17 protein-coding genes are annotated in these 22,153 nt (G+C 65.4%); 7 read left to right on the forward strand and 10 right to left on the reverse strand.

All coding sequences use genetic code 11. From position 1 onward, the window contains the following. The first annotated feature begins 39 nt into the window (after positions 1–39). A complete protein-coding gene (locus TNMX_RS00265) occupies positions 40–837 on the forward strand; it encodes an SDR family oxidoreductase (protein ID WP_038028225.1) in 798 nt (265 codons plus the stop codon). Here the strand turns inward: TNMX_RS00265 and TNMX_RS00270 are convergent. The 3 genes from TNMX_RS00270 to TNMX_RS00280 form a co-directional block, all read right to left on the reverse strand. Beyond that, complete coding sequence (locus tag TNMX_RS00270) at positions 834–2,747, reverse strand: cobyric acid synthase (protein WP_038028226.1); 1,914 nt, start codon at positions 2,745–2,747, stop codon at positions 834–836. The genes TNMX_RS00265 and TNMX_RS00270 overlap by 4 nt on opposite strands. Positions 2,748–2,927: 180 nt before the next feature. Continuing rightward, positions 2,928–3,923, reverse strand: coding sequence for a histidinol-phosphate transaminase (locus tag TNMX_RS00275; protein ID WP_038028227.1), 996 nt, complete (start codon positions 3,921–3,923; stop codon positions 2,928–2,930). Between the two features lie 47 nt (positions 3,924–3,970). After that, positions 3,971–5,110, reverse strand: a complete 1,140-nt coding sequence (locus tag TNMX_RS00280) for an MFS transporter (RefSeq protein WP_038028228.1) — start codon at positions 5,108–5,110, stop codon at positions 3,971–3,973. A 108-nt stretch (positions 5,111–5,218) separates the two neighbouring features. On the opposite strand from TNMX_RS00280, the gene ppdK reads away from it, so the two are divergent. Further along, on the forward strand, positions 5,219–7,825 hold the full coding sequence (gene ppdK / locus TNMX_RS00285; RefSeq protein ID WP_038028229.1) for a pyruvate, phosphate dikinase: 2,607 nt from the start codon (positions 5,219–5,221) through the stop codon (positions 7,823–7,825). Positions 7,826–7,979: 154 nt separating this feature from the next. Here the strand turns inward: ppdK and TNMX_RS00290 are convergent, their stop codons facing one another. Both TNMX_RS00290 and nagA read right to left on the reverse strand, forming a co-directional pair. Continuing rightward, complete coding sequence (locus tag TNMX_RS00290) at positions 7,980–8,732, reverse strand: LamB/YcsF family protein (RefSeq protein ID WP_038028230.1); 753 nt, start codon at positions 8,730–8,732, stop codon at positions 7,980–7,982. Between the two features lie 139 nt (positions 8,733–8,871). Then, entirely contained in the window at positions 8,872–9,960 is a 1,089-nt protein-coding gene (gene nagA, locus TNMX_RS00295; RefSeq protein ID WP_038028231.1) for an N-acetylglucosamine-6-phosphate deacetylase, read from the reverse strand. Between the two features lie 297 nt (positions 9,961–10,257). Between nagA and TNMX_RS00300 the strand changes: the two genes are divergently transcribed. Continuing rightward, positions 10,258–12,396, forward strand: a complete 2,139-nt coding sequence (locus TNMX_RS00300; protein ID WP_038028232.1) for an alpha-amylase family glycosyl hydrolase — start codon at positions 10,258–10,260, stop codon at positions 12,394–12,396. A 254-nt stretch (positions 12,397–12,650) separates the two neighbouring features. After that, the gene (locus TNMX_RS00305; protein ID WP_038028233.1) at positions 12,651–13,592 is read left to right on the forward strand and encodes an AI-2E family transporter; all 942 of its coding nucleotides are present in this window, start codon (positions 12,651–12,653) and stop codon (positions 13,590–13,592) included. Here the strand turns inward: TNMX_RS00305 and TNMX_RS00310 are convergent. From TNMX_RS00310 to TNMX_RS00320, 3 genes are all read right to left on the reverse strand, one after another. Then, entirely contained in the window at positions 13,589–15,460 is a 1,872-nt protein-coding gene (locus tag TNMX_RS00310) for an amino acid transporter (protein ID WP_038028234.1), read from the reverse strand. The genes TNMX_RS00305 and TNMX_RS00310 overlap by 4 nt on opposite strands. Before the next feature lie 101 nt (positions 15,461–15,561). Then, positions 15,562–16,431: an adenosylcobinamide-phosphate synthase CbiB gene (cbiB, locus tag TNMX_RS00315; protein WP_038028235.1), complete on the reverse strand. Its 870-nt coding sequence runs from the start codon at positions 16,429–16,431 to the stop codon at positions 15,562–15,564. After that, positions 16,428–16,946: a histidine phosphatase family protein gene (locus TNMX_RS00320; RefSeq protein ID WP_038028237.1), complete on the reverse strand. Its 519-nt coding sequence runs from the start codon at positions 16,944–16,946 to the stop codon at positions 16,428–16,430. The genes cbiB and TNMX_RS00320 overlap by 4 nt, the downstream gene beginning before the upstream one ends. A 26-nt stretch (positions 16,947–16,972) precedes the next feature. Between TNMX_RS00320 and cobT the strand changes: the two genes are divergently transcribed. The 3 genes from cobT to cobO are packed head-to-tail and all read left to right on the forward strand — an operon-like array spanning position 16,973 to position 19,227. Continuing rightward, entirely contained in the window at positions 16,973–17,986 is a 1,014-nt protein-coding gene (gene cobT, locus TNMX_RS00325) for a nicotinate-nucleotide--dimethylbenzimidazole phosphoribosyltransferase (RefSeq protein WP_038028238.1), read from the forward strand. A gap of 3 nt (positions 17,987–17,989) precedes the next feature. Then, on the forward strand, positions 17,990–18,685 hold the full coding sequence (locus TNMX_RS00330; protein ID WP_038028239.1) for an adenosylcobinamide-GDP ribazoletransferase: 696 nt from the start codon (positions 17,990–17,992) through the stop codon (positions 18,683–18,685). Beyond that, positions 18,664–19,227: a cob(I)yrinic acid a,c-diamide adenosyltransferase gene (gene cobO / locus TNMX_RS00335; RefSeq protein WP_038028241.1), complete on the forward strand. Its 564-nt coding sequence runs from the start codon at positions 18,664–18,666 to the stop codon at positions 19,225–19,227. Before TNMX_RS00330 ends, cobO begins: the two co-directional genes overlap by 22 nt. Here cobO and TNMX_RS00340 read toward each other — a convergent pair. Beyond that, positions 19,224–21,200 carry a cobyric acid synthase gene (locus TNMX_RS00340; RefSeq protein WP_038028242.1) on the reverse strand — a complete coding sequence of 659 codons (1,977 nt, stop codon included), beginning with the start codon at positions 21,198–21,200 and terminating at the stop codon, positions 19,224–19,226. The two genes, cobO and TNMX_RS00340, sit on opposite strands and share 4 nt — an antisense overlap. 351 nt (positions 21,201–21,551) lie before the next feature. Continuing rightward, positions 21,552–22,153: ABC transporter ATP-binding protein (locus TNMX_RS00345; protein WP_038028243.1), on the reverse strand; the 602-nt coding region annotated here is incomplete at its 5' end.

Raw genomic sequence — 22,153 nt, forward strand, 5'->3', positions numbered from 1 at the left:
CAGAGGGCTCGGGGTGTACCCTGGAAATAGGGGGTCCAGATGAGGTTGGCCGGCAAGGTGATGGTGGTCACCGGAGCGGGAAGTGGCTTAGGGCAGGCGCTCACCCTGGAGCTGCTATACCGGGGTGCCCGGGTGGCGGCGGTGGACCTAAGGCGGGAGGGCCTCGAGGCCACCAGGGAGCAGGCAGGGGCCAAAGCGGCCAGTTTAAGCCTTCACCAGCTGGATATCACCGATAGGGAACGGGTGGAAGCCCTTCCCCAGGAGGTGGTGGCCATACATGGAGACGTGGATGGCCTCATCAACAATGCAGGCATCATCCAGCCTTTCAAGCGCTTGCAGGACCTGGACTACGCCACCATAGAACGGGTGATGCGGGTAAACTTCTACGGTACCCTCTATATGATAAAGGCCTTTTTACCCCTGCTTTTGGCCCGGCCTGAGGCCCATCTGGTCAACGTGTCCAGCATGGGGGGATTTCTGCCCGTACCGGGGCAGACGGTCTATGGAGCCTCTAAGGCTGCCCTCAAGCTGCTCACCGAGGGACTTTGGGCGGAGCTCCAAGGTACCCCCGTGCGGGTTACCCTGGTTTTGCCGGGGGCCATGCGCACGGCTATTGCCGAGCACTCGGGGGTTGAGGCACCGAGGGTGGGTGGGGAAGCCAGGATCCCTATCCTGGAGCCAGCGAAGGCGGCGAAGATGCTACTGGATGGAGTGGAGCGGAATGCCTTCCGCATACTCCTGGGCCAGGATGCCAGGAGCATGGATGTGCTTTACCGGATCAGCCCCCTTTGGGCTACCCGGGTGATCCAAAAACGCATGCGCCACCTGCTCTCCTAAAGCTTCAGGGGTCTACCCGCAATAAGCAGGTAGACCTCCTGGGCTGCCTTCGCCAGCAGGGCGTTCACCTCTCCCAAGAGGTCCCGGTAGCGCCGGGCCAGGGGGTTTGCGGGAACGATCCCCATCCCCACCTCGTTGGAGATGGCGATGACCCGCTTGCCGCTGGAGGAAACCGCTTCCAGGAACCGCCGGGCTTCCGCGAGAGGATCGCGGTCCCTCTCCAGAAGGTTGGAAACCCAAAGGGTGACGCAGTCCACCACCACCGTGGGGTAACGGGCCCTCTTAAGGGCTTCCACCAGGTCTAAGGGTTCTTCCAGGGTTTCCCAGGTGGGGGGACGTTCCGCCCGGTGGCAGGCGATCCTCTCCGCCATCTCCCCATCCCGGGCCTCCGCGGTGGCGATGAGGGTGGCCCAGGGGCCGGCAAGCCTTTGGGCGTGGCGGCTTTTCCCGCTTTTGGCCCCGCCCAGGAGGAGGATGAGGCCGGGGGGAGGTGGGGGGTCAAGGGATTCCTCTTTCCCCCTGGGCGCTGGGGAAGGGTTTGGCCTAAGCCCTAGGTGGCGGTGGAGGTGCTCGAGGTCCAGGTGCTCCTCTAAGGCGTCGGCCAGCTGGTCCAGGACTGCCTCCAGGGCCTTGGCCTCTTGGCCGAAGAGAGCCCGCTGCACCCCAGGATTTTCCAAAAGGCCGTGAAGCCAGGTGGCGAGAAGGGGCCCCTCCTGGTGCACCAAGGGGATCCCCTGGCCGTGGTGGATCTCGTAACCCTGGGCCCTCAGGCCGTTCAACCTGGCCCAGAAGCCGGAAAGCTCCCGGAAGACCACCCCGGCCGGGCGTACGGTTTTCTCCCTGAGCATCCGCACCTGGAAGGGAAGGAGGCCTAGGCCTGGGAAAACCCCCTTGACCTCCACCCCCTCCTCGTCAAGGATGGCCTGGGCCAGCATCTCCGCTCCCCCGCAGATGGCCAGCACAGGTTTTCCCGCCTCGAGGTGGGCCCGCAGGAGGGGTAGGAAGCCCTGGAGCCAGGCCAGGTCCCTGGCGGGCAGGCGGCTTCCCGGGAGGATTAGGAGCTCGGCTCCCTGGGCCTCCTCGGGGGTGCGGGCGTACACAGGCTGGGCGAGTTCCGAAAGAGGCCAGAACTCGTCCAGGTTGGAGGCATGGGGGTAGCGGAGGATGGCCACCTTTGGGCCCAGGCTCTTTCTCGGGTGGTGGCGGAATCCATCCTCCTCGGGTAACTCCAGGGACAGCATGGGCAGCGTGCCTAGGACCGGGATTCCCGTCCAGCCCTCCAGGAGGCGGTAGGCGGGTTCCAGCAAGCGGATGTCCCCCCGGAACTTGTTGAGGACGAAGCCAAGGAGCCTCTCGCGGTGCTCCCCCAGCAGGGCCCAGGTGCCGTAGAGGGCGGCCAGGGACCCTCCCTGGTCCACGTCGGCCACCAGGAGGGCCTGGGCCCCCGCCCACTCCGCCACCTGAAGGTTGGGGAGGTCCGGCCAAAGGTTCCGCTCCACCGGGCTTCCTGCCCCCTCGAGGACCAGGAGGTCGAACTCGTTCCCCAAGGCCTCCAGGGCTTCCCGTACGGGAGCCTCCAGATGGGGTCTACGCTCCTTCCAGGAAAGCCGGGAAAGAAGGGGGTCCACCCGGCCCAGGACCACCACCTGGCTTCCCTCGAGGCCCATGGGCTTGATGAGGATGGGATTCATGCGAGGATCGGGTTCGGTCCCTGCCGCCACCGCCTGGAGCCACTGGGCGCTGGCCATCTCCCCGCCCGCCACCACCCGGGAGTGGTTGGACATGTTCTGGGCCTTAAAGGGAGCTGCCCGGAGGCCCAAGCGCCGGAAGTGCCTGAGGAGCCCAGCGGTGATGAGGCTTTTTCCCACCCCGCTTCCCGTCCCCCAGATGATGAGCGCCTTAGCCTTCACCCTGAACCTCCAGAACCGGTACGAAGGAGGTCTTGGCCAACGTGCAAGCCTTCGCTGTTCCCTCCCAGCCGTTCTGGGCCTTCAGGCTTGGCCCAGTGGGCCGAGGTGCCCTAGGCGAGGGGAACCAGGGCCATGTTTTAAGCCACCCCTTTTCCACGCTCATCAGGGTTCTGTCCTCCATCAGATCCTCGCGGCCAGGGCCTCGGCGAGGGCTGCCAGGAGCGCCTCTATAGCCTCCTCTCTTTGGGCGGAAAGCCTTAGCCACCCGGGCAGGCCAAAGCTGGTGGCGTCCCTTACCCGTATGCCCCTTTCCCTTAGCCTCCTGGCCACCTCCGTGGCCTGCTGCCCCACCCGCACCAGGAGGAAGTTGGCCGGGCTTTCCCGCACCGGTAGGCCTAGCTCCCGTAGGCCCTGGGCCAGGAGACGGCGCAGGCGGATGAGTTCCCTTTTGCTCTCCTCCAACCACCCCTGGGCCTCTGGGTCCAGGTGGCCTAAGAGGAGGGCCTCCCCGTAGACGGAAACCGGCCAGGAAGGAGCCAGATGGCGGAAGGAAGTGAGGTCCATGGGGGCCAAAAGGTACCCGGCCCGTATCCCAGTGAGGCCATGAGCCTTGTTGGGGCTGTACAGGCGCCAAGCTCCTTGGGGAAGGGGAAAGGGCTTTTCCATAAGGGGGTAATAGGCCAAATCCAACACCAAGGCCCCCCCGGCCCGTTGTGCGGCCTCCTCCAGGAAGGGGTACACCTCCCCCGTGGGGTTGTTGGGCACGCAGAGGAAGGCCAAGGAGCTTCGGGGTAGAAGCCTCAGGAACTCCTCCGGGCTTCCCGCCTCAAAAAGGGGCAGATCCAGGGCCCGCGCAGCCCTGGCGTACTCGCTGAAGGTGGGCTTGAGGAGGAGGATGGGGCCCCTGAGGTGGTTCCAGCGGGCCAGGCGGTGGATGACTTCGCTGGTGCCCGTGCCCACGGCCACATGGCTTTCCGGAACCCCGTGGGCCTCGGCCAGAAGGCGGTGGGTTCTATGGTAGAGGGGGTCCGGGTAGCGGCTTGGATCGGCCTGCCTGAGGTACTCCAGGATCACCGGGTTGGGCCCCAGGGCGTTGGCGTTGGTGGAGAAGTCGTAGAGGGGCTCAGGACCCCCATCGGGCCCACCGTGGATGGGCCTCAGCGCATCGTCCAGCATGGCTACATGCTACGCTCCTTTTGCTCCTCCGGAGCGTGGCCTGGCCCTTAACCCCTGGCCCGCACCAGCCAGGCGGAGAGGCCCATGAGGCCTGTGAGGAGCAAGAGGGTGGCGGCGAAGGCCAGGCGGTGGTTGGGAAGGACGGCGTAGAAGAAGGCCAGGGAACCCCCGGCCAGGGCGCTTCCCAGGGCTTGGCCCAGGGCCCGGGCCACGGACAGGGCACCCGAGGCCAGCCCCTCGAGGCCCCCAGGCGCCAGGGAAAGCACCAGGGCGTTGTTGGCCGCTTGAAAAAGGGCCCGTCCTATCCCCAGGAGGAGGAGCCCCAAGGCCGAGCCCCAGAGGGGATGCCAAAGGGGCAAGAGGGCGAAGCCCACGCCCGCGGCCACCAGGAGGTAGGCCCCGAGGAGGGACATGCGGTTGTACCCCAGGCGGTCCGCGGTGCGGCCAGCCCAGGCTCCCAGGAGGAGAAGTTGCAAGGGATTGAGGAGGAGAAGGGTGCCGATGGCGCTGGGGGAGAACCCCTCTGCCCCCAGGTGGAAGGCCAAGGCCACGGTGGTGCCCAGGGTGTGGAGGAAGTACAGGGAGGTGGCCGCGAGGGCCTGAAGGAACCCAGAGGCCTCGAGCAAGCGCCTTAGAGAGCCTTCCTGCCTGGGAAGTTCCGGAAGATTGCCCGAGAGGAAGAGGGCGAGAAGCCCCACGGGAAGGGGGAGGAGAAAGACATAGGAAAGGCCCCAGGTGGCGGCCAAACCTCCAAGGGCGGGGCCCAAGAGGGTGCCGGTGGCCACGGTGCTGGCCACCATGCCCATGGCGTAACCTCGGGCCTGGGGAAAGGCGCTGGTGGCCAGGCCGGGTACCAGGCCCACCACCATGGCGGTGGCCACTCCCTGAGCCAGGCGGAGGAGGATGAGGTAGGGAAGGCTGGAGGCCAGGGCTAGGGCCAAGGCCAAGGCGGCGTGCAGGATCAGGCCCAGGCGGAAAAGCCGTGCGGCACCCAGGTGGCGGGCCAGCCAGGCCACGGGCAAATAGGCCAAGGCCGCTCCCAAAAGCCCAGCGGAAACCGCCTGCTGGGCGGTATCCGGACCTACCCCGTAGATCCGGGCCAGGAGGGGGAGGGCAGGGGCCAGGCTGCTTTCGCTCACCGTTCCGAGGAGCACGCCGAAGAGGAGGGCCACGAGCCTCGAGTCCACGGGAAAAGCCTACCCATAACCGGGCCGGGGTGGGTAGGGCACGAAGCGGTGTAGACCTCCGGACCTTACACCTTTCCACGTTTCCATACCCAGGGGGAAACTGGGGGCGTGGGTACGCACACGCAGGTGTATCTGCTTTCCGAGGCCCGGGGCCTTTCCCGGGATCTCTTGGGCGGCAAGGGGTTTGGGCTGGTGGAGATGGCCCAGGCGGGGCTTCCCGTTCCCCCGGCCCTGGTCATCACCACGGAGGCTTGCCGCCGCTTCCTCAAGCAGGGGGCGGTGCCGGGCCTGTGGGAGGAGGTCCGGGCCAAGCTGGCGGCCCTCGAGGGCCTAGTAGGCAAGCGCTTCGGCACAGGGGAGGGGAGCACCCCTCCCCTTTTGGTTTCCGTGCGGAGCGGGGCCCCGGTGTCCATGCCCGGGATGATGGACACCATCCTCAACCTGGGCCTCTCCTTGGAAGGAGTGGAAAGCCTGGCCCGGGCCACGGGGAATCCCCGCTTCGCTTGGGATGCCTTCAGAAGGCTCCTTTCCATGTACGGGGAGGTGGTCTTGGGGGAGAGGGCGGAGGTTTTTGAGGGCATGCTCTCCGCCTTGAAGGAGAAGCGGGGTGTGCAAAGCGACACGGAGCTTTCCCCCGAGGACCTCGAGGCCCTTTCCTTCCAATACCTGCGCCACCTGCAAGAGCGGGGCACGCCCTTCCCCATGGACCCCTGGCTTCAGCTGCAAGGGGCCATCGAGGCGGTCTTCCGCAGCTGGCTGAATCCCCGGGCCAAAACCTACCGCCGCATCTACGGCATCCCGGAGGACCTGGGCACGGCGGTGGTGGTCCAGGCCATGGTCTACGGGAACCTGGGGGAGGACTCGGGGACCGGGGTGGGCTTTACCCGCAACCCCGCCACCGGGGAGAAGGGCCTCTACGGGGAATACCTGCGGAACGCCCAGGGTGAGGATGTGGTGGCGGGTATCCGCACCCCTGAGCCCCTTTCCCGCCTCAAGGAGTACGCCCCCGAGCTCTATAGGGAAATTGAGCGGGTGGCCCACCTCTTGGAGCGCCACTTCCGCGACATGCAGGATTTTGAGTTCACCGTGGAACGGGGGAGGCTCTACCTGCTCCAAACCCGCTCCGGCAAGCGCACCGCCCAGGCCGCGGTACGCATCGCCGTGGAGATGGCGGAGGAGGGCCTGATCAGCAAGGAGGAGGCCGTGCTCCGGGTGGAGGCCAACGCCCTGCCCGGCCTCCTCAAGCCCACCGTGGACCGGGAGAAGGCTCCCAAACCCATTCTGCGGGGCCTTCCCGCAAGCCCAGGGGCGGCGTTCGGCCATGCGGTCTTCAGCAACGAGGCGGCGGAGCGCTACGCCGCCCAAGGGCTTCCCACCATCCTGGTGCGCCCGGAAACCACCCCCGAGGACATCACCGGCATGTACCTTTCCAAGGGAATCCTCACCGCCCGGGGGGGCTTGACCTCCCATGCGGCGGTGGTGGCCCGGGGCCTGGGGGTGCCGGCGGTGGTGGGGGCGGAAGCCTTGAGGGTGGTTCCCGAGGAAGGTCGGGCCTGGGTGGACGGCCTGGAGATCCGGGAGGGGGAGCTGCTTACCCTGGACGGGAGCACCGGGGAGGTTTACCTGGGAGCGGTGCCCCTGGCTGAAGCGGCCGAGGAGGAGCTTTTGCATAAGCTTCTTTCCTGGGCGGAGCCTCACCGTTCCCTGGGGGTCAGGGCCAACGCCGATACCCCCCTGGACGCCGAAAGGGCCCGGGCTTTCGGCGCCGAGGGGATCGGGCTTTGCCGTACCGAGCACATGTTTTTCCAGGAGGAACGCCTGCCTTGGGTTCGGCGGTTGATCCTGGCCCGCACCCCGGAGGAGGAAGCCGAGGCCTTGGAGCGGCTTTTCGTCTTCCAAAAGGAGGACTTCAAGGGCATCCTCAGGGCCATGGATGGCCTCCCGGTGACCGTACGCCTCCTGGATCCTCCCCTCCACGAGTTCCTGCCCTCCCTCGAGGAACTGAAGGCGCAGGCGGAGGCCGGGGACGAGGAGGCCAAGGCCCTTTGGGAGCGGGCCAAGGCCCTGGCGGAGCAGAACCCCATGCTGGGCTTTCGGGGCATCCGGCTTTTGCTCCTCAGGCCGGGCATCTTCCGCATGCAGCTTCGGGCCCTCCTGGAAGCGGCCAAAGAGCTAAGGGAAGAGGGTTTTGATCCCCGCCCGGAGGTCATGGTTCCCCTGGTGGCAGATCCCAAGGAGGTGGAAAGGGCCAAGGCCCTGGCGGAGGAGCTTTTCCGGGAGTACGGCCCCATTCCCTTCGGCACCATGGTCGAGACTCCAAGGGCGGCCCTTCTGGCTTCGGAGATCGCTCCCCTGGTGGACTTTTTCAGCTTTGGCACCAACGACCTCACCCAGATGGCCTTTGGTCTTTCCCGGGACGATGCCGGGAAGTTCCTGCCCCAGTATGTGGAGGAAGGGCTTTTCCCCTTCGACCCCACGGAGCGCCTGGACGAGAAGGGGGTGGGAAGGCTTCTTCGGCTTGCGGTGCAGGAAGGGAAGCGGGCTAACCCCAGGCTTAAGGTAGGGCTTTGCGGGGAACATGGGGGCGAGGCCCGCAGCGTGGCCTTTGTGGCCGACCTCCTGGATTACACCTCGGCGAGCCCCTTCAGGGTGCTTACCGCCCGGCTTGCCGCAGCCCAGGCGGGGCTTCGGGCCTCGAGGTACGCTGGCACCTGACCGAAACCTGAAGGAAGCCCAGGGGGGTCAGCCCCCCTGGGCTTAACGCTTTAAACTGGAATGGTTTACAGGATTAGCGGACTTAAGAAGAGGGCTATGAGGGAAGTCTACGCCTTTGTGGAGAAAAGGGACCTGGCGATGAGCCGACTGCTTTCTAGAAGGGTCTCACCTCTATCCCTGCTTCCTCCAGCGCCTTGCGCACCGCCAGTGCCACCTCGGGGGCGTTGGGGTTGTCCCCGTGGATGCAAAGGGTTTCCGCCTTGACCTCCACTTCCCCGCCATCCAGGGCCTCGACTTTTCCTTCTAGAACCATCCTGAGGGCCCGCCTGGCTGCCTCCTTGGGATCGCTGATCCAGCTTCCCGGGAGGGAGCGGGGGGCCAGCTGGCCGTTTTTCAGATACGCCCGTTCGGGAAAAGCCTCGAGGACCACCCTTAGCCCTGCCCTCCGGGCCTCCTCCTCGTACACCGTGCTGGGAAGCACCACCAAGGGCACTTCGGGGTCAAAGGCCTTCACCGCCTCGGCGATGGCCCGGGCGGTTTCCCGGTCGCGACAGGCTCTGAGGTAGAGGGCCCCGTGGGGCTTCACGTGGTGAAGGCTTAACCCTTCCGTCTTCAGGAAGGCGTAGAGGGCTCCTATCTGGTAGAGGACGTCCGCATAGACTTCCTCGGGGCTCAGGGCCATATCCCTGCGACCAAAACCCACCAGGTCGGGGAAGCCCGGGTGGGCTCCCACCGCCACCCCATGGGCCTTGGCAAGAGTCACCGCCTCCCTTATGCGGGTGGGGCTTCCCCCATGAAAGCCGCAGGCCAGGTTCACCGAGGTCACCAGGGGAAAGATTTCCCGATCGTGACCGTAGGTAAAGGTCCCATAGGATTCCCCAGCGTCGACGTTCAGATCTACGAACATAATTACCCCCTTACATGGAAAGCTTAACGTCCCGTCCTCCACACCTAACTTGGTAGCTTGTGCCCCTAAGTCCGTACTACCTACCCCCCATGTAAAATCTCACGGGCCTCCCCTAGGGTTTCCCGAGGCGTTCTGTACCCTAGTTCCGAGTGGAGCCTTCCCACGCCAGCTGTTCCCCTTCCAGGTACACCTCCAGCACCCTTAGGGCCTCGTCCAGCACCACGAGATCCGCCCGCTTCCCCAAGGCGATCTCCCCCCGGTCCGAAAGGCGCAGGTATCGGGCCGGGTACAGGGATAGCCGCTTGGCCGCCTCCTCCAAGGGCACGCGAAAGGCCACCAGGTTCCTTAAGGCCTGGTCCAGGGTAAGGGTGCTCCCCGCCAAGGACTCTCCCAGCCACACTCCCTCCTTCCGCTTTTCCACCCGATGGGCCCCCAGGGGATAGGTGCCCTCCGGCATCCCCGCCGCGGCCACAGCGTCGCTCACAAAGTACAGCCCGGGAATGGTCTTCAAAGCCAGCCGGATGGCGGCCGGGTGCACATGCAGGCCATCGGGGATGATCTCGGCCCATTTCCCCCGTTCCAGGGCCAGGCCCACCACTCCCGGGGCCCGGTGGTGCAGGCCGGTCATGGCGTTATAGAGGTGGGTGAAGCCCACCGCCCCTGCCTCCAGGGCGGATAGGGCCTCCTCGTAGCGGGCTCCCGTGTGCCCGAGCTGGACCCGAATGCCCTTTTCCGCCAGGAAGCGGATGAGTTCTAAGGCCCCGAGAAGCTCGGGGGCTAGGGTCACCACCCGCACGGGAGCCAGGGAGAGAAGATGGCTGGCTATTTCCCGGTCCGGGGGAAGGGGGAAGGGGGGCTGGGCTCCCAGGCGGTTTGGGCTGATGAAAGGACCCTCCAGGTGAACGCCCAGAAGGGCCTTTCCCCAAGGGCCTTCCATGGCCGCCTGCGCTCCTTTGAGAGTTCTTTCCAGATCGGCCAGGGGAGCAGTGACGGTGGTGGCGAGGAGGCCTGTGGTGCCGTGCTGGAGGTGGAAGCGCAAGGTGGCTTCTACTCCCTCCTGGCCCTCCATCACCTCCCTTCCGCCTCCCCCGTGCACGTGGAGGTCCAGGAAGCCCGGGAGGATGTAAGGGCCCTTCACGGGAGCCTCCTCTATGGCCTCTATGCGCTCGCTGAAGTGAAGCCTGCCCTGTACGAAGCCTTGGGGAGTCAGGATGGAGCCTGCTAGCACAACCGCCTCCTTATCCGGGTTCCACCCGTTGCCCGGCTCAGCACGTTCACCTGGGTGCCGGGGCAGCAAATGGCCCGGAACACCCGGAGGAGCAGTGCTGGGTGGGGATACCGCTCAGGTGCATGCATCCATGGTATTCCGGAGGGCCTTGCCGGGGCCGGATATGGCTTCCTCCGAAGTGAAGAGGAATACACTGGCGGATGGGGGATTTAGGACGCAAGTCCGGTTTGCGGTTGCCGAAAGAGGCGAAGGAAGTATGATGGAAGCGCTTCTATGTGGATAGGAAAAGGAGGGGATATGGGAAGAATCCTGGCGGTGTGGGTATGGCTTAGCCTGGCCCTGGCGGTCCCGGTGACCTTCCGCTACACACCCCCTTCGGGCCTCGAGGTGCGCTCGGTAAGCCTCCGGGGCTCCTTCAACAGCTGGGGGGAAACCCCCATGCAGAAGGAGGACGGGTCCTGGGCGGTAACCGTGGACCTGGATCCAGGGGAGCACCAGTACAAGTTCTTCATCAACGGCCAGTGGCCCAGGGACATGTGCAACGATCCCACCTTCGGCACGCCCATGGTGGACCCGAAGGCGGCAGGGTGTGTGGACGATGGCTTTGGGGGTCAGAACGCCGTGATCGTGGTCCAGGCTCCGGTAGCCCCCACCCCTCCTGCGGGGCCCGTGGCCCTGGACTTCACCCATGATCCGTTGGACGCCCAGTTTGTCTCCCATGCCGACGGCAAGCTTTCCGTGCGCTTCCGGGCGGGGGAGGGGGCGGTGGCGGCCGCCTGGGTAGAGGTGGAAGGAAAGAGGGTCCCCATGCACCTGCAACTGAGTTTTCCGGGAAGCGAGGTTTGGCGTGGGACCTTACCTGGGGGCGTGGGAGCCTACCGCATCCGGGTGCGGACCCAGGATGGGAAGGAGGAGGTGTTCGGTCCCTTTAACCCTCCCGAAAGGCCCTTTGCCGAGGTGGCCTGGGTAGGCGAGGGGGTGGGTTACCAGATCTTCCCCGAGCGCTTCTACAACGGGGATCCCGGCAACGACGCCCTGGCCCTGGAAACCGACGAGTACCGCTTTAACCAGGTGTGGCAGCGCTCCTCCGGGCCCAAGCCCCATCTCTCCCACTGGAGCGATCCCCCCTCGCCCCTGCACTGCTGCCACCAGTACTTCGGGGGGGATCTTGCCGGGGTGCTGGCCAAGCTTCCTTACCTAAAGGCGCTGGGGGTTAGCGTCCTCTACCTGAATCCCATCTTTGATTCCGGGTCGGCCCACGGCTACGACACCCACGACTACCTCAAGGTTTCCCCCAAGTTCGGCGACAAATCCCTCTTGCGCAAGCTGCTGGACGAGGCCCATCGCCTCGGCATGCGGGTGATCTTTGACTTTGTGCCCAACCACACCGGCTTGGGCTTCTGGGCCTTCCAGGATGTGGTGCGGCGGGGGCCTAGGTCCCCTTACTGGAACTGGTACTTCATCAAGCGCTGGCCCTTCCTGCCCGGCGATGGTTCCGCCTACGAGGGATGGTGGGGCCTGGGTAGCCTCCCCAAACTGAATACCGCCGACCCGGGAGTGAAGCACTACCTGATCGAGGTGGCCAAGTACTGGATCCGCTTCGGCTTTGACGGGGTGCGGGTGGATGTGCCCGGGGATGTGCTAAATCCTCACGCTTTCTTTAAGGAAATGCGGGCCGAACTGAAGGCCATCAAGCCCGACGCCTACCTGGTGGCGGAGATCTGGCAGAGGGATCCTAGCTGGCTCCGGGGGGATGAGTTTGACTCCCTGATGAACTACGCCATCGGCCGGGATATCCTCCTTCGCTTTGCCAAGGGGGGAAGCCTGGCCCTGTACAACGCCCGCCGGGCCTTGGCGGACCTGGCCCGGGTTTACGCCTTTTACCCGGAGGCGGTGGCCGGGATGGGCTTCAACTTGATCACCTCCCACGACACGGCCCGCCTCCTTACCGAGCTTGGGGGCGGGGGCCTGAAGGACGTTCCCAGCCCGGAAGCCAGGGCCCGGCAGCGGCTTGCGGCGGCCATGCTCTACGCCCTTCCCGGTCTCCCCGTAACCTTCCAGGGGGATGAGTGCGGTTTCACCGGGGAAAGGCCAGCCGACCCCCCCCACGAGCTCAACCGGTATCCTTTCCAGTGGGAGAAGTGCCACGGGGAAACCCTGGTCTTCTACCAGACCTTGGCCGGGCTACGCCGGGAGCTTCCCGCCCTTCGGAGCGCGGTTTTTCGCAGTTACTATGGCGAGGGTTACCTGCTGGCTTTCCTCCGGGGGGAGCCGGGGGAAGGGGAGGTGCTTGCCGCCTTCAATAGCGGGGTGGAGGCCGCCACCCTACCCCTGCCCCCAGGTGGCTGGCGGGACCCCCTGGAGGGGCGGACCTACCGCAAGGAAGTGGCCGTACCGCCCCTTGGCTTCCGGTATTTACTCCACCTGGGTCGCTAGGTCCCGAGGGGGCTTTTGGCCAGCGGGGGTTCCGGGATGATCCCGGGCCCTGTCGGGGAGTGGAAGGCCCCCCAAGCCCTGCAGGATACCCTGGCCCGCAACCGGTCAAGGGCCTTATGCCACCCCACGCGGGGTCCCGGTAAACCACCCCCAGCCCGCCGCCAGGCGGGCTGGGGGCCCGGTTGTGCCTTAACCAAGGGACTTGTGTGGCCCCTCATGAAGTAGGGATATTATCCTGAGGAGGGTTAGACCGGATGGAAACGCCTCCCGTACGCCGCTTTTTTTTGAGCCTGGCCCTTTTCCTCCTTTTCCTTTGGGCCCTTTCCCACCTCTATAGCCTTCTTCTTTGGGTCTTCCTGGCCTTTACCCTGGCCGGGGCTTTGGATCCCCTGGTGGGGCTCTTTGCGCGAAGGTTCCCCCGGCCTTCCGCGGTTTTCCTGGCCTACCTCTTGGTTTTGGGCGCCATGGGCCTGGGGTTTTACCTGGCCGCACCCCTCCTTGTCCTCCAGTTCCACCATCTGGGTGAGGTTTTGCCCCAGGTCCTGAGGTGGCTGGAGGACAACCTGGGGCTTACCCTTCCCGACCTGGCCTCTTCGCTTTTCACCTCCGCCCACGTGGCCGGGGATCTCCTCCTGAGGGTGGGGGAAACGGTTTCCCAGCTGGTTTTGGCCTTGGTCCTGGCGGTGATGATTGCCCTCGAGCCCCATTTGGTGGCCAGGGTTGCCCCCTATCTCCCGGGGAGCGGCTGGACCGAGGTGCTGGAGGACACCTGGAGGCGGATGGGCTACTGGGCCCGGGCCCAGTTCCTCATCGCCCTTTCCTTCGCCCTTCTCTTCGGCGGGTGGCTTTTGTTCCTGGGGGTTCCCAGCCCCTTTGCTCTAGGGGTCTTGGGTGGGGTTCTGGAGGTGGTACCCTTCGTGGGCGGCATCGCCACCGCCTTGCTGGCTTTTCTGGTGGCCCTTTCGGCCAAGGGGCCTTTGGTGGCCTTGCTGGTGCTTTTGGGCTACGGGGGGATCGCCCTACTGGAGGGCAAGGTCCTCATCCCGTACATCTACGGCCGCACCGTGGGTTTCCATCCCGCCCTGGTGCTCCTTGCCATCTTCGCCTTCGGCAAGCTCTTCGGTTTTCTGGGTATATTCCTGGCGGTACCCATGACCATCCTGGGGGCAGGAATCCTGAAGCACTGGCGGCGCTAGCCCCCCACGTGCACGAAGGGGCGCTGGCTCCGATCGGGTTCGGTGCGGCGCAGGATCTCATGGGTAAGGGTGGGTACATCCCCTTCCCCGAAAAGGAGGAAGTCCAAGGCAGCTTGCAGGGGTCCCTCGTCTGACCACTCGAAGTAAATGTGGGGCCGTCGGCCGGTGCGGTTTCTCAGGTAGAGCAAAAAAGCAGCCAGGGTATTGGGCGCCGCTGTACCCAGGATGCGGAAGATGCGGGCCTCAGGGCGGTCCACCCCCCAGACCCGGGCTTGGGCGGTGAACTCCGAAGGATCCTGCACAAACACCTCCACGAAGTAAATGGGATCCCCCACCGGGATGTGAGTGGCCTCGCGGATGCGGCGCTCCTTCTCCCAGTACACCCCCCGGCCTCCCCGCTCCGGCCGGTGGGCCACCAGGCGGATGGGGGCTTCCTGCGCCTTAAGCTGGGACACAAATTGCTCGGCCATCTCGTCCAGCTGGAAGCCCTCCACCCTGAGTTCAAACGCCCGCAGGGTCCGGGAGAGCAGGGAGATGATCAGGGTGGCCGCAATGAAAAAGGAGGCGATCTTCACCCCATCCGGTCGCTCCAGGATGTTGGCCAGAAGCACATAGGCGAAGAGGGGGAGGAGGAGGCGGTAGTACCCGCTTTCGGGACGCTTCTCCTGCTCCGCCAGCAGGGCCGCCGAAAGGGCAGCGGAGGTCATGACCACCAGCACGCCGGTGGCGTAGGCAGCTGCCTGGGCCTCTACCCGGGCCTGGAAAAGAAGAGTGAGGGCAAAGGCCACCCCGGTGAAGAAAAGGACCATGGGACGTTGTTTCCTAGCCCATTCCGGGGCCATGCCAAAGCGGGGAAGGTAGCGGGGGACGATGGTAAGGAGACCCGCCATGGCGCTGGCCCCAGCGAACCAGAGGATGACGATGGAAAAGAGGTCGTAAAGGGTGCCGAAGTCTTCCCCCAGGTAGCGGTGGGCCAGAAAGCTTATTGCCCTGCCGGAAACCTCCTCGCTGCCCCATAGCTCCTGGGGGATGAGGAGGGTGGTGGCGAATCCCGCCCCTAAGAGGAAGATGCCCATGACGAGGGCCGCGGTGAAGAGGAGGCGGTGCGTTCCCCGGATGCGGCCCCAGGGGCGCTCCGGGGTATCCCCGGGCAGGCCCCGGATCAAGGGCATGACGGCCACCCCGGTTTCGTAACCGGAAAGCCCCAGGGCCAGCTTGGGAAAGGCTAGGGCTGTGGCCAGCACCAGGCCCAGGGGGTCGGGCTGGCTGGAAAGGAGCTTCCGCCACCAGTCCTCCAGGTGCTCCGGGCGCACGTGGGGCAGAGCGGAGAGGAGGACTATTCCGTTAAGGAAGAGATACCCCAGGGTGATGGGCACCGCCAGGCCGATGGCCTCCCGGAACCCCAGGTAGAAGACGAAGCCCAGGAGGCCAATAAGCAGAAGGGTGAGGCCCACCTGGTGTCCCTGAAGCCAGGAAGGAGCCAGGGGGTTGCCCAGGATGTGAACGGCGGCGTCGGCGGCGGAGAGGGTGATGGTGATCATGAAGTCCGTGGCCAAGAAGCCCAGGACCACCAAAACCAAGAGCTTGCCTCGCCAGCCGGGGATCAACCGGGTGAGAAGCCCTATGGATCCCTCGCCGTGTGGGCTTTCCTCCGCCACCCGGCGGTAGACAGGGTAGACCGCCAGGAAGGCGAAGAGAACCAGGGCCAGGTTGGCCAAAGGGGACAGGAGCCCCGCGGCCAAAAGGGCGATCCCCGGCTGGTAGCCCAGGGAGGAGAAGAGATCAACCCCTGTCAGGCAGAGGACCTTCCACCAGGGGTACTGTCCTTCCTCCGGAGGTTTGCTGGAGGGTGAGGTATGCGGGTTCATATCCAAGCGGGGAGAGCAGGGCTGGTTCTAAACTGCCTTGCGCCCCGATACGGGAATATACACCCAAGCCCCCCTTGGGACAACGGGGAAAAGCTCTTTAGCTACCGCCCCAGGGTGAGAAGGGCCAGGAGGAAGCCCGCGCCGTAGCCCACCGCTAGGGCTAGCCGCAAGGCCTGGTGGGTGGTCTTGGGCGTGGGGGAGGGGGCAGAGGCGTTTAAGGCGTAGGCTCCCCGCTTACGCAGGCGCACCCCTAGCCTCAAGGCCAAGGCGGCCATGGGGAAGCCGGCATTGGGGGAAAGCGTCTTCCTGGCTTCCTGGAGGAGCCTGGGCCAGAGCCGGGGAGGGCAAAGGAGAAGGCCCGTGATCCGGGCCGGGACCAGGTTTAAAAGGTCGTCGGCCCGGGCGGCAAACGCTCCCCTCCTTCCGTGCTCGAGGTAGCCCCACATGGCATCGGCGGTGTTGGCGTACCGGTACAGGGCGGCTCCGGCCAGCCCCAAGAGGGCGTAATAGAGGAGAGGGGCGATGACGCTATCGGAAAGGTTCTCCCCAAGGCTTTCCAAGGCGGCTTCCCGAACCTCCTCTGGGGAAAAGTCTTCTGTGGGGCGGCTCACGATCCGGGCTAGGCGCCGCCGGGCTTCTGCAAGGGAATCCGGCCCCTGCAGAGGCCCATAGGACAGGGCTTCCTCCACCCTACCCACCTCCCAAAGGAGCATCCTCAAGCTGAAGAGGGGCTTGAGGAAAAGCCCCAGAAGAAGCCAGCCCCAGGCCAAGGGCCTGAGGATCAGGTCCAGGAAAAGGGCGGGGAGGGTGAAGAGGAGGGCCCCCAGGGTCCAGTAGAAGGCCCCCGTCCAGAAACCCCGCACCTGGGGCCAGGCCCAGGCCAGGTACCGGCCCATGAGCACCACGGGGTGGAACCGGGCAGGGGGTTCCCCAAAGAGGAAGTCCAAGAGAAGAGCCAGAAGGAGGCTCACGGGTTTGGAATCAAGCGGTCCAGGACCCGCTTAGGCCAGTCCAGAACCACGGCGCTTCCCGGCTGGACAAGGCCGTCCTCCCCTAAGGCCCTTAGGGCCGCCCGGATCACCCCTCCGTGGGTGAAGAGGACCGCAGGGGCCTTGATCTCCTCCAGGAAGCGGAGGACCCGCTCCTGGAAGGCCTCGAGGCTCTCCCCTCCTGGGGGGGCAAAGCCCTGGAAGCGCAGGAGGGCTTCCTGGTAGGCGGGGTCCAGCTCCTGCCAGAGGGCTCCTTCCAGAAGGCCGAAGTGGATTTCCCTTAAGGCGAAGACGGGTTGGGGCTGAAACCCCGCCAGTTCCGCCGTCCTTTGGGCCCGAAGCAGGTCGGAGCTGAAGGCGGGAAGCCCCGGCAGAACCCCTCGGAGGGCCTTGGCCTGGGCCTCCCCCAGGGGGGTGAGGGGGAGGTCGGTCCAGCCCAAGAGGCGGCCTTCCCGGTTCCAAAGGGTTTCCCCGTGGCGCACCAGCCATAGTTCCACGCTCCAAAGCTTATACTCCTTGCCGTATAGACTACCGTGAAACCTTGCAAGCAGCGTGGAGGCGCATGGAGAGACTCACCAAGCCCCCTAGGTCCCTGGGCCACCTGGAGGAGGTGGCGGTGCGGCTGGCCGCCATCCAAGGGCGGCTAAAGCCCGAGCTGGGCCCGGGGGCGGTGGTGGTGGCCGCCGCCGACCATGGGGTGGTGGCGGAAGGGGTTTCCGCCTACCCCCAGGAGGTCACCTACCAGATGGTGCTGAACTTCCTTCGGGGTGGGGCCGCCATCAACCAGCTGGCGCAGGTGGCGGACTGCCGGGTCTACGTCCTGGATGTGGGGGTCAAGGGGGACCTGCCCCAGCACCCGGGGCTTCTAAAGCGCAAGGTGCGCCCGGGCACGGGGAATCTGGCCCGGGAGGCGGCCATGACCCTGGAGGAGGCGGAAAAGGCCCTTCTGGCGGGCCAGGAGGCAGCCCGCATTGCCATCGCTCAAGGGGCCACCCTTCTTGCGGCTGGGGATATGGGCATCGGCAACACCACCGCAGCCAGCGCCCTCACCGCCGCCCTTTTGGGTCTTCCCCCGGAGGCGGTGGTGGGCCCGGGCACCGGGGTGGGGGAGGAGGGGCTTAGGCGGAAACGGGAGGCGGTGGCCCGGGCCCTAAGCCGCCTGCGCCCCGGTGAGCATCCCCTGGAGGTGGCGGCGGAGGTGGGGGGTTTGGAGCTTGTGGCCATCGCCGGGGTCTACCTGGAGGGGTACCGTCAGGGTTTGCCCTTGGTTTTGGACGGTTTTCCCGTTTCCGCTGGGGCCCTTCTGGCCTACCGGTTGGAGCCAGGGCTTAAGGAGTACCTCTTCGCAGGCCACCTCTCCCGGGAGCCTGGGCACCGGTACATCCTCGAGGCCCTGGGCCTAAGGCCCCTCCTGGACCTCCACCTGGCCCTGGGGGAAGGAACGGGAGCGGTCTTGGCCATGCCCCTTCTTCGGGCTGCGGCCCGCATCCTGCACATGGCCACCTTTGAGGAGGCGGGGGTTTCCGACCGCCAGTAGTCCATGCGCCCCTTGCGCCTGGCCCTAAGCCTTCTCACCATCTTCCCCTTGGCTCCCAAGGAGGCCACCCCGGAGGATTTCCGAAGGAGTACCCTTTTCTTCCCCCTGGCGGGTTATGCCCTGGGGCTTCCCCTCATGCTCCTGTCCTTACTTCCCCTTCCCGATGGGCTTTTGGCTGCCCTGCTTCTGGCTTTCCTCCTGGGCCTTACGGGGTTTTTGCACCTGGATGGGCTTTTGGATCTGGCCGATGCCCTTTTGGGCGCAAGGCCCAAAGAGGAGCGGCTTCGCATCCTCAAGGATCCTCACCTGGGCCCCTTTGCCTTCGGGGTGGGAGGGGTTTACCTTCTTCTTCTTTGGCAGGCCTTGGCCTTGGCGAGGGAACCCCTTTTCCTCCTCCTCCTGCCCGGCTTTGCCCGCTTTGCCGTCCTCCCCTTTTTAAACCGCTACCCCCTCCTGCATTCGGGAATGGCGGGTTTCATCCGGGGAGGTCCCTGGGGAGGCGCTTTCCTTCTGGCCCTGCCCTTTCCCCTCCTTTACCCTTGGCCTGCCCTCCTGGTTTTCCTGGCCGCCTATGGGGTGGCCCGCTTGGCGGTGGCCCGCCTGGGGGGGCTAAACGGGGATGTCCTCGGGGCCATGATCGCCTTGGGGGAGCTTTCGGGACTGGTAGGCTATGCCTTATGGAAAGCCCTAAGCGGGTGAAGCCGTACGCCAGGCCCACGGAAAAGAGACGGGGCCTCCTTCTGGTCTACACCGGGGAGGGCAAGGGGAAAAGCACCGCCGCCTTTGGCCTGGCCCTTAGGGCCCACGGCCGGGGCCTAAAGGTGAGGATCTTCCAGTTCATCAAGCACCAGACGGCCCGCTTCGGGGAGCACCGGGCCTTTGCGACCCTGGGGATTCCCGTGGAGGGATTGGGGGATGGCTTCACTTGGAAAAGCCGCGACCTTTTGGCTTCGGCCCGGTTGGCCTACGAGGGATGGGGGCGGGCCAAGGAAGCCATCCTCTCCGGCGCTTACCATCTGGTGGTCCTGGACGAGGCCATCTACCCTTTGCGCTACGGCTGGATTCCTTTGGAGGAGTTCCTTGAGGTCTTAAGGGTGCGTCCCGAGCACGTGCACGTGGTGGTGACGGGGCGGGATGCTCCCGAGGAGCTTTTGCACCTAGCGGACACGATCACGGAGATGCGCAAGGTGAAGCACGCCTTTGACCAGGGGATCCCGGCCCAGGCGGGAATGGAGCACTAAAGCCTTAGAGCCCGGCCCGCCACCAGGAGGTAGACCTCCTCTGCCTCCCGGGCGAAGAGGGCGTTCACCTCCCCCAAAAGGTCCCGGTAGCGGCGGGCCAAGGGATGGGCGGGAACGATCCCCATGCCCACCTCGTTGCTGACGGCGATGACCCGCTTGCCGCTATGGGGGAGGGCCTCGTTGCTTCGCGGAGCGAACAATGCCTCAAGGAACCGCTTGGCCTCCTCCAGGGGGTCCAGGCCCTTTTCCAGGAGGTTGGAGACCCATAGGGTCAGGCAGTCCACCACCACCGTGGGGTAGCGGGCCTTTGTTAAGGCTCCCGCCAGGTCCAAAGGCTCCTCCAGGATCTCCCAGGTGGGGGGGCGTTCGGCCCGGTGGCGGGCGATTCTTTCCGCCATTTCCTCATCCCGGGCCTCGGCGGTGGCGATGAGGGTGGCGAAGGGCCCCGCTAGGTTCTGGGCGTGGCGGCTTTTGCCGCTTTTCGCCCCACCCAGGAGAAGGACCAAGCCGGGGCGAGGGTCATGCGGATCGGGACTCCGGCTCGCTAAGGGGCCTTGTGGGGGATCCGGGCTTTGCGGCATGGAGGGCAGGGGTTTTGCCTTGCCAAAAAGCCCTAGGGCGCGGTGGAGGGCCTTCAGGTCCAGATGGCGCTCCAGGGCGTCCGCCAGTTCCTGCAAGGCCTCCTCGAGGCCTCTGGCCTCCCGGCCGAAGAGGGCCCGTTGCACCCCGGGGTTTTCCAGAAGGCCATGGAGCCAGGTGGCGAGGAGGGAGCCTTCCTGGTGCAGAAGGGGGAGGCCCTGGCCATGGTGGATCTCGTAGCCCTCCACCTGGAGGCCGTTTAAGCTACCCCAAAAGCCCGTCAGTCCCTCCAGTCTTACCCGCCGGCCGAAAACGGTCTTGGCCTTTTCCATGCGCACCTGGAAGGGAAGGAGGCCGAGGCCTGGGAAAAGGCCCCTCTTTTCCACTCCCTCCTCGTCCAAAATAGACTCCGAGAGCATCTCCGCCCCGCCGCAGACCGCCAGCACCGGCTTGTTTTGGGCCAGGTGGTTTTGGATCAGGGGCAGGAAGTCTCTAAGCCAAGGGAGGTCTTCGCTGGGGAGGCGGCTTCCCGGAAGGATGAGGAGCCAGGCCCCTTCCGCCTCCTTGGGGGTGCGGGCATGGACCAGGTGGGCGAGCTCGCTCAAGGGCCAAAACTCGTCCAGGTTGGAGGCATGGGGGTAGCGGAGGACGGCCACCTTGGGGCCCGGGCCAGGCCTAGGGCGATGGCGGAACCCATCTTCCTCGGGAAGCTCCAGCCCCAGCATGGGCAGGGTGCCCAGTACCGGGACCCCAGTCCAGTCCTGGAGGAGGCGGTAGGCGGGTTTTAGAAGTTCCAGATCCCCCCGGAACTTGTTGAGGATAAACCCCACCAGCCTTGGCCTGTGCTCCCCCAGAAGGGCCCAGGTGCCGTAGAGGGCGGCCAGGGAGCCACCTTGGTCCACATCCGCCACCAGGAGGGCCTTGGCCTTTGCCCACTCGGCCACCTTCAGGTTGGGGAGATCGGGCCAGAGATTCCGCTCCACGGGGCTTCCCGCCCCCTCGATCACCACCAGTTCGTAGTCTTGAAGAAGCCCCGCCAAAGCTTCCTGCACCACGCCATCCAGGTGGGCCCGCCGCTCGGCCCAGGAAAGCCGCGAAAGTTCCGGGCTAACCTGGCCCAGGAGGATCACCTGGGAGGCCCGTTCCCCCATGGGTTTTAGGAGAACCGGGTTCATGCGGGGCTCGGGAGGGACACCCGCCGCCTGGGCCTGGACCCACTGGGCGCTGGCCATCTCGCCCCCCGCCACCACCCGGGAGTGGTTGGACATGTTCTGGGCCTTGAAGGGAGCCACCCTAAGGCCCAGGCGGCGGAAATGCCGAAGGAGCCCGGCGGTGAGGAAGCTTTTCCCCACCCCGCTTCCCGTGCCCCAGATGATGAGGGCCTTGGCCTTCATGGTAGCCTAGGTCTTCCTGGGGTTAACCCTGGGAAGGGCGTGGGGATAAGGGCTCAGGGCTTCAGGTGGTTTTTTCACCGCTTTTTAAGGTGGGCAACGGCTTTCCCCATGCGCCCAGTATACGCACCTACCTTTCCCGCCGCTATGTGGGGGCATTTGGGGGCTCGGCCCGCTGGATGGGCTTGGATACCTCCGCCCAGCAGGATGCAAGGCAGGCAGCCGTCTGGCCTATGGAAAAGGCCTGCCAGGTAGGGAACCGGCGGGCCTTGGCCAGCACACCTCTTGGAACATATCCCACGGTTGGAGGTTCATCAAGAGCGGCGCCCTTGGTTTGACCTCCTGCGGGGGGCCTCAGGCGGGCTTTCTAGGAGGCTCCGGGGCGTAGACCACAGTCAGCAAGTGCAGCAGTTCTTCCTTGACCTCCAGGTAAGCGCGGTTCTGAAGCATCTCCCGCCGGTTGCGGGGGCGGGGCAGCGGCACCTCTACCACCTTGCCGATGGTGGCGGCGGGTCCGTTGCTCATCACCGCAATGCGGTCGGAGAGGTAGATGGCCTCTTCCACATCGTGGGTTACCAAGAGGATGGTCTTGCGTTGGCCGCCCCAGATGGCCCTCAGGAAGCTGTCCTCCAAGGTGGAGTCCCACACCTTCAAGAGCTCGTCTTGCAAGTTCGTACGTGTCAGGGCGTCCAGGGCGCCGAAGGGTTCATCCAGCAACAGGATCTTCGGGTTGGTGGCCAGGGCCCGGGCCAAAGCAGTGCGCTGCTTCATCCCCCCGGAGATCTCGCCTGGCTTCTTGTGGCGGTGTTCCCACAGGCCCACTATGCGGAGAAACTTCTCGGTGATGCGGGCTCTCTCAGCATCGGTAAGTTCGCGGTGCACCGAGTCCACCCCTACCCTCACGTTTTGGTACACGGAAAGCCAGGGCAAGAGCGAGTAGTTTTGGAACACCACCC

The organism is Thermus sp. NMX2.A1 (assembly GCF_000511705.1).
In the GTDB taxonomy this organism is placed as follows: Bacteria; Deinococcota; Deinococci; order Deinococcales; family Thermaceae; genus Thermus; species Thermus scotoductus.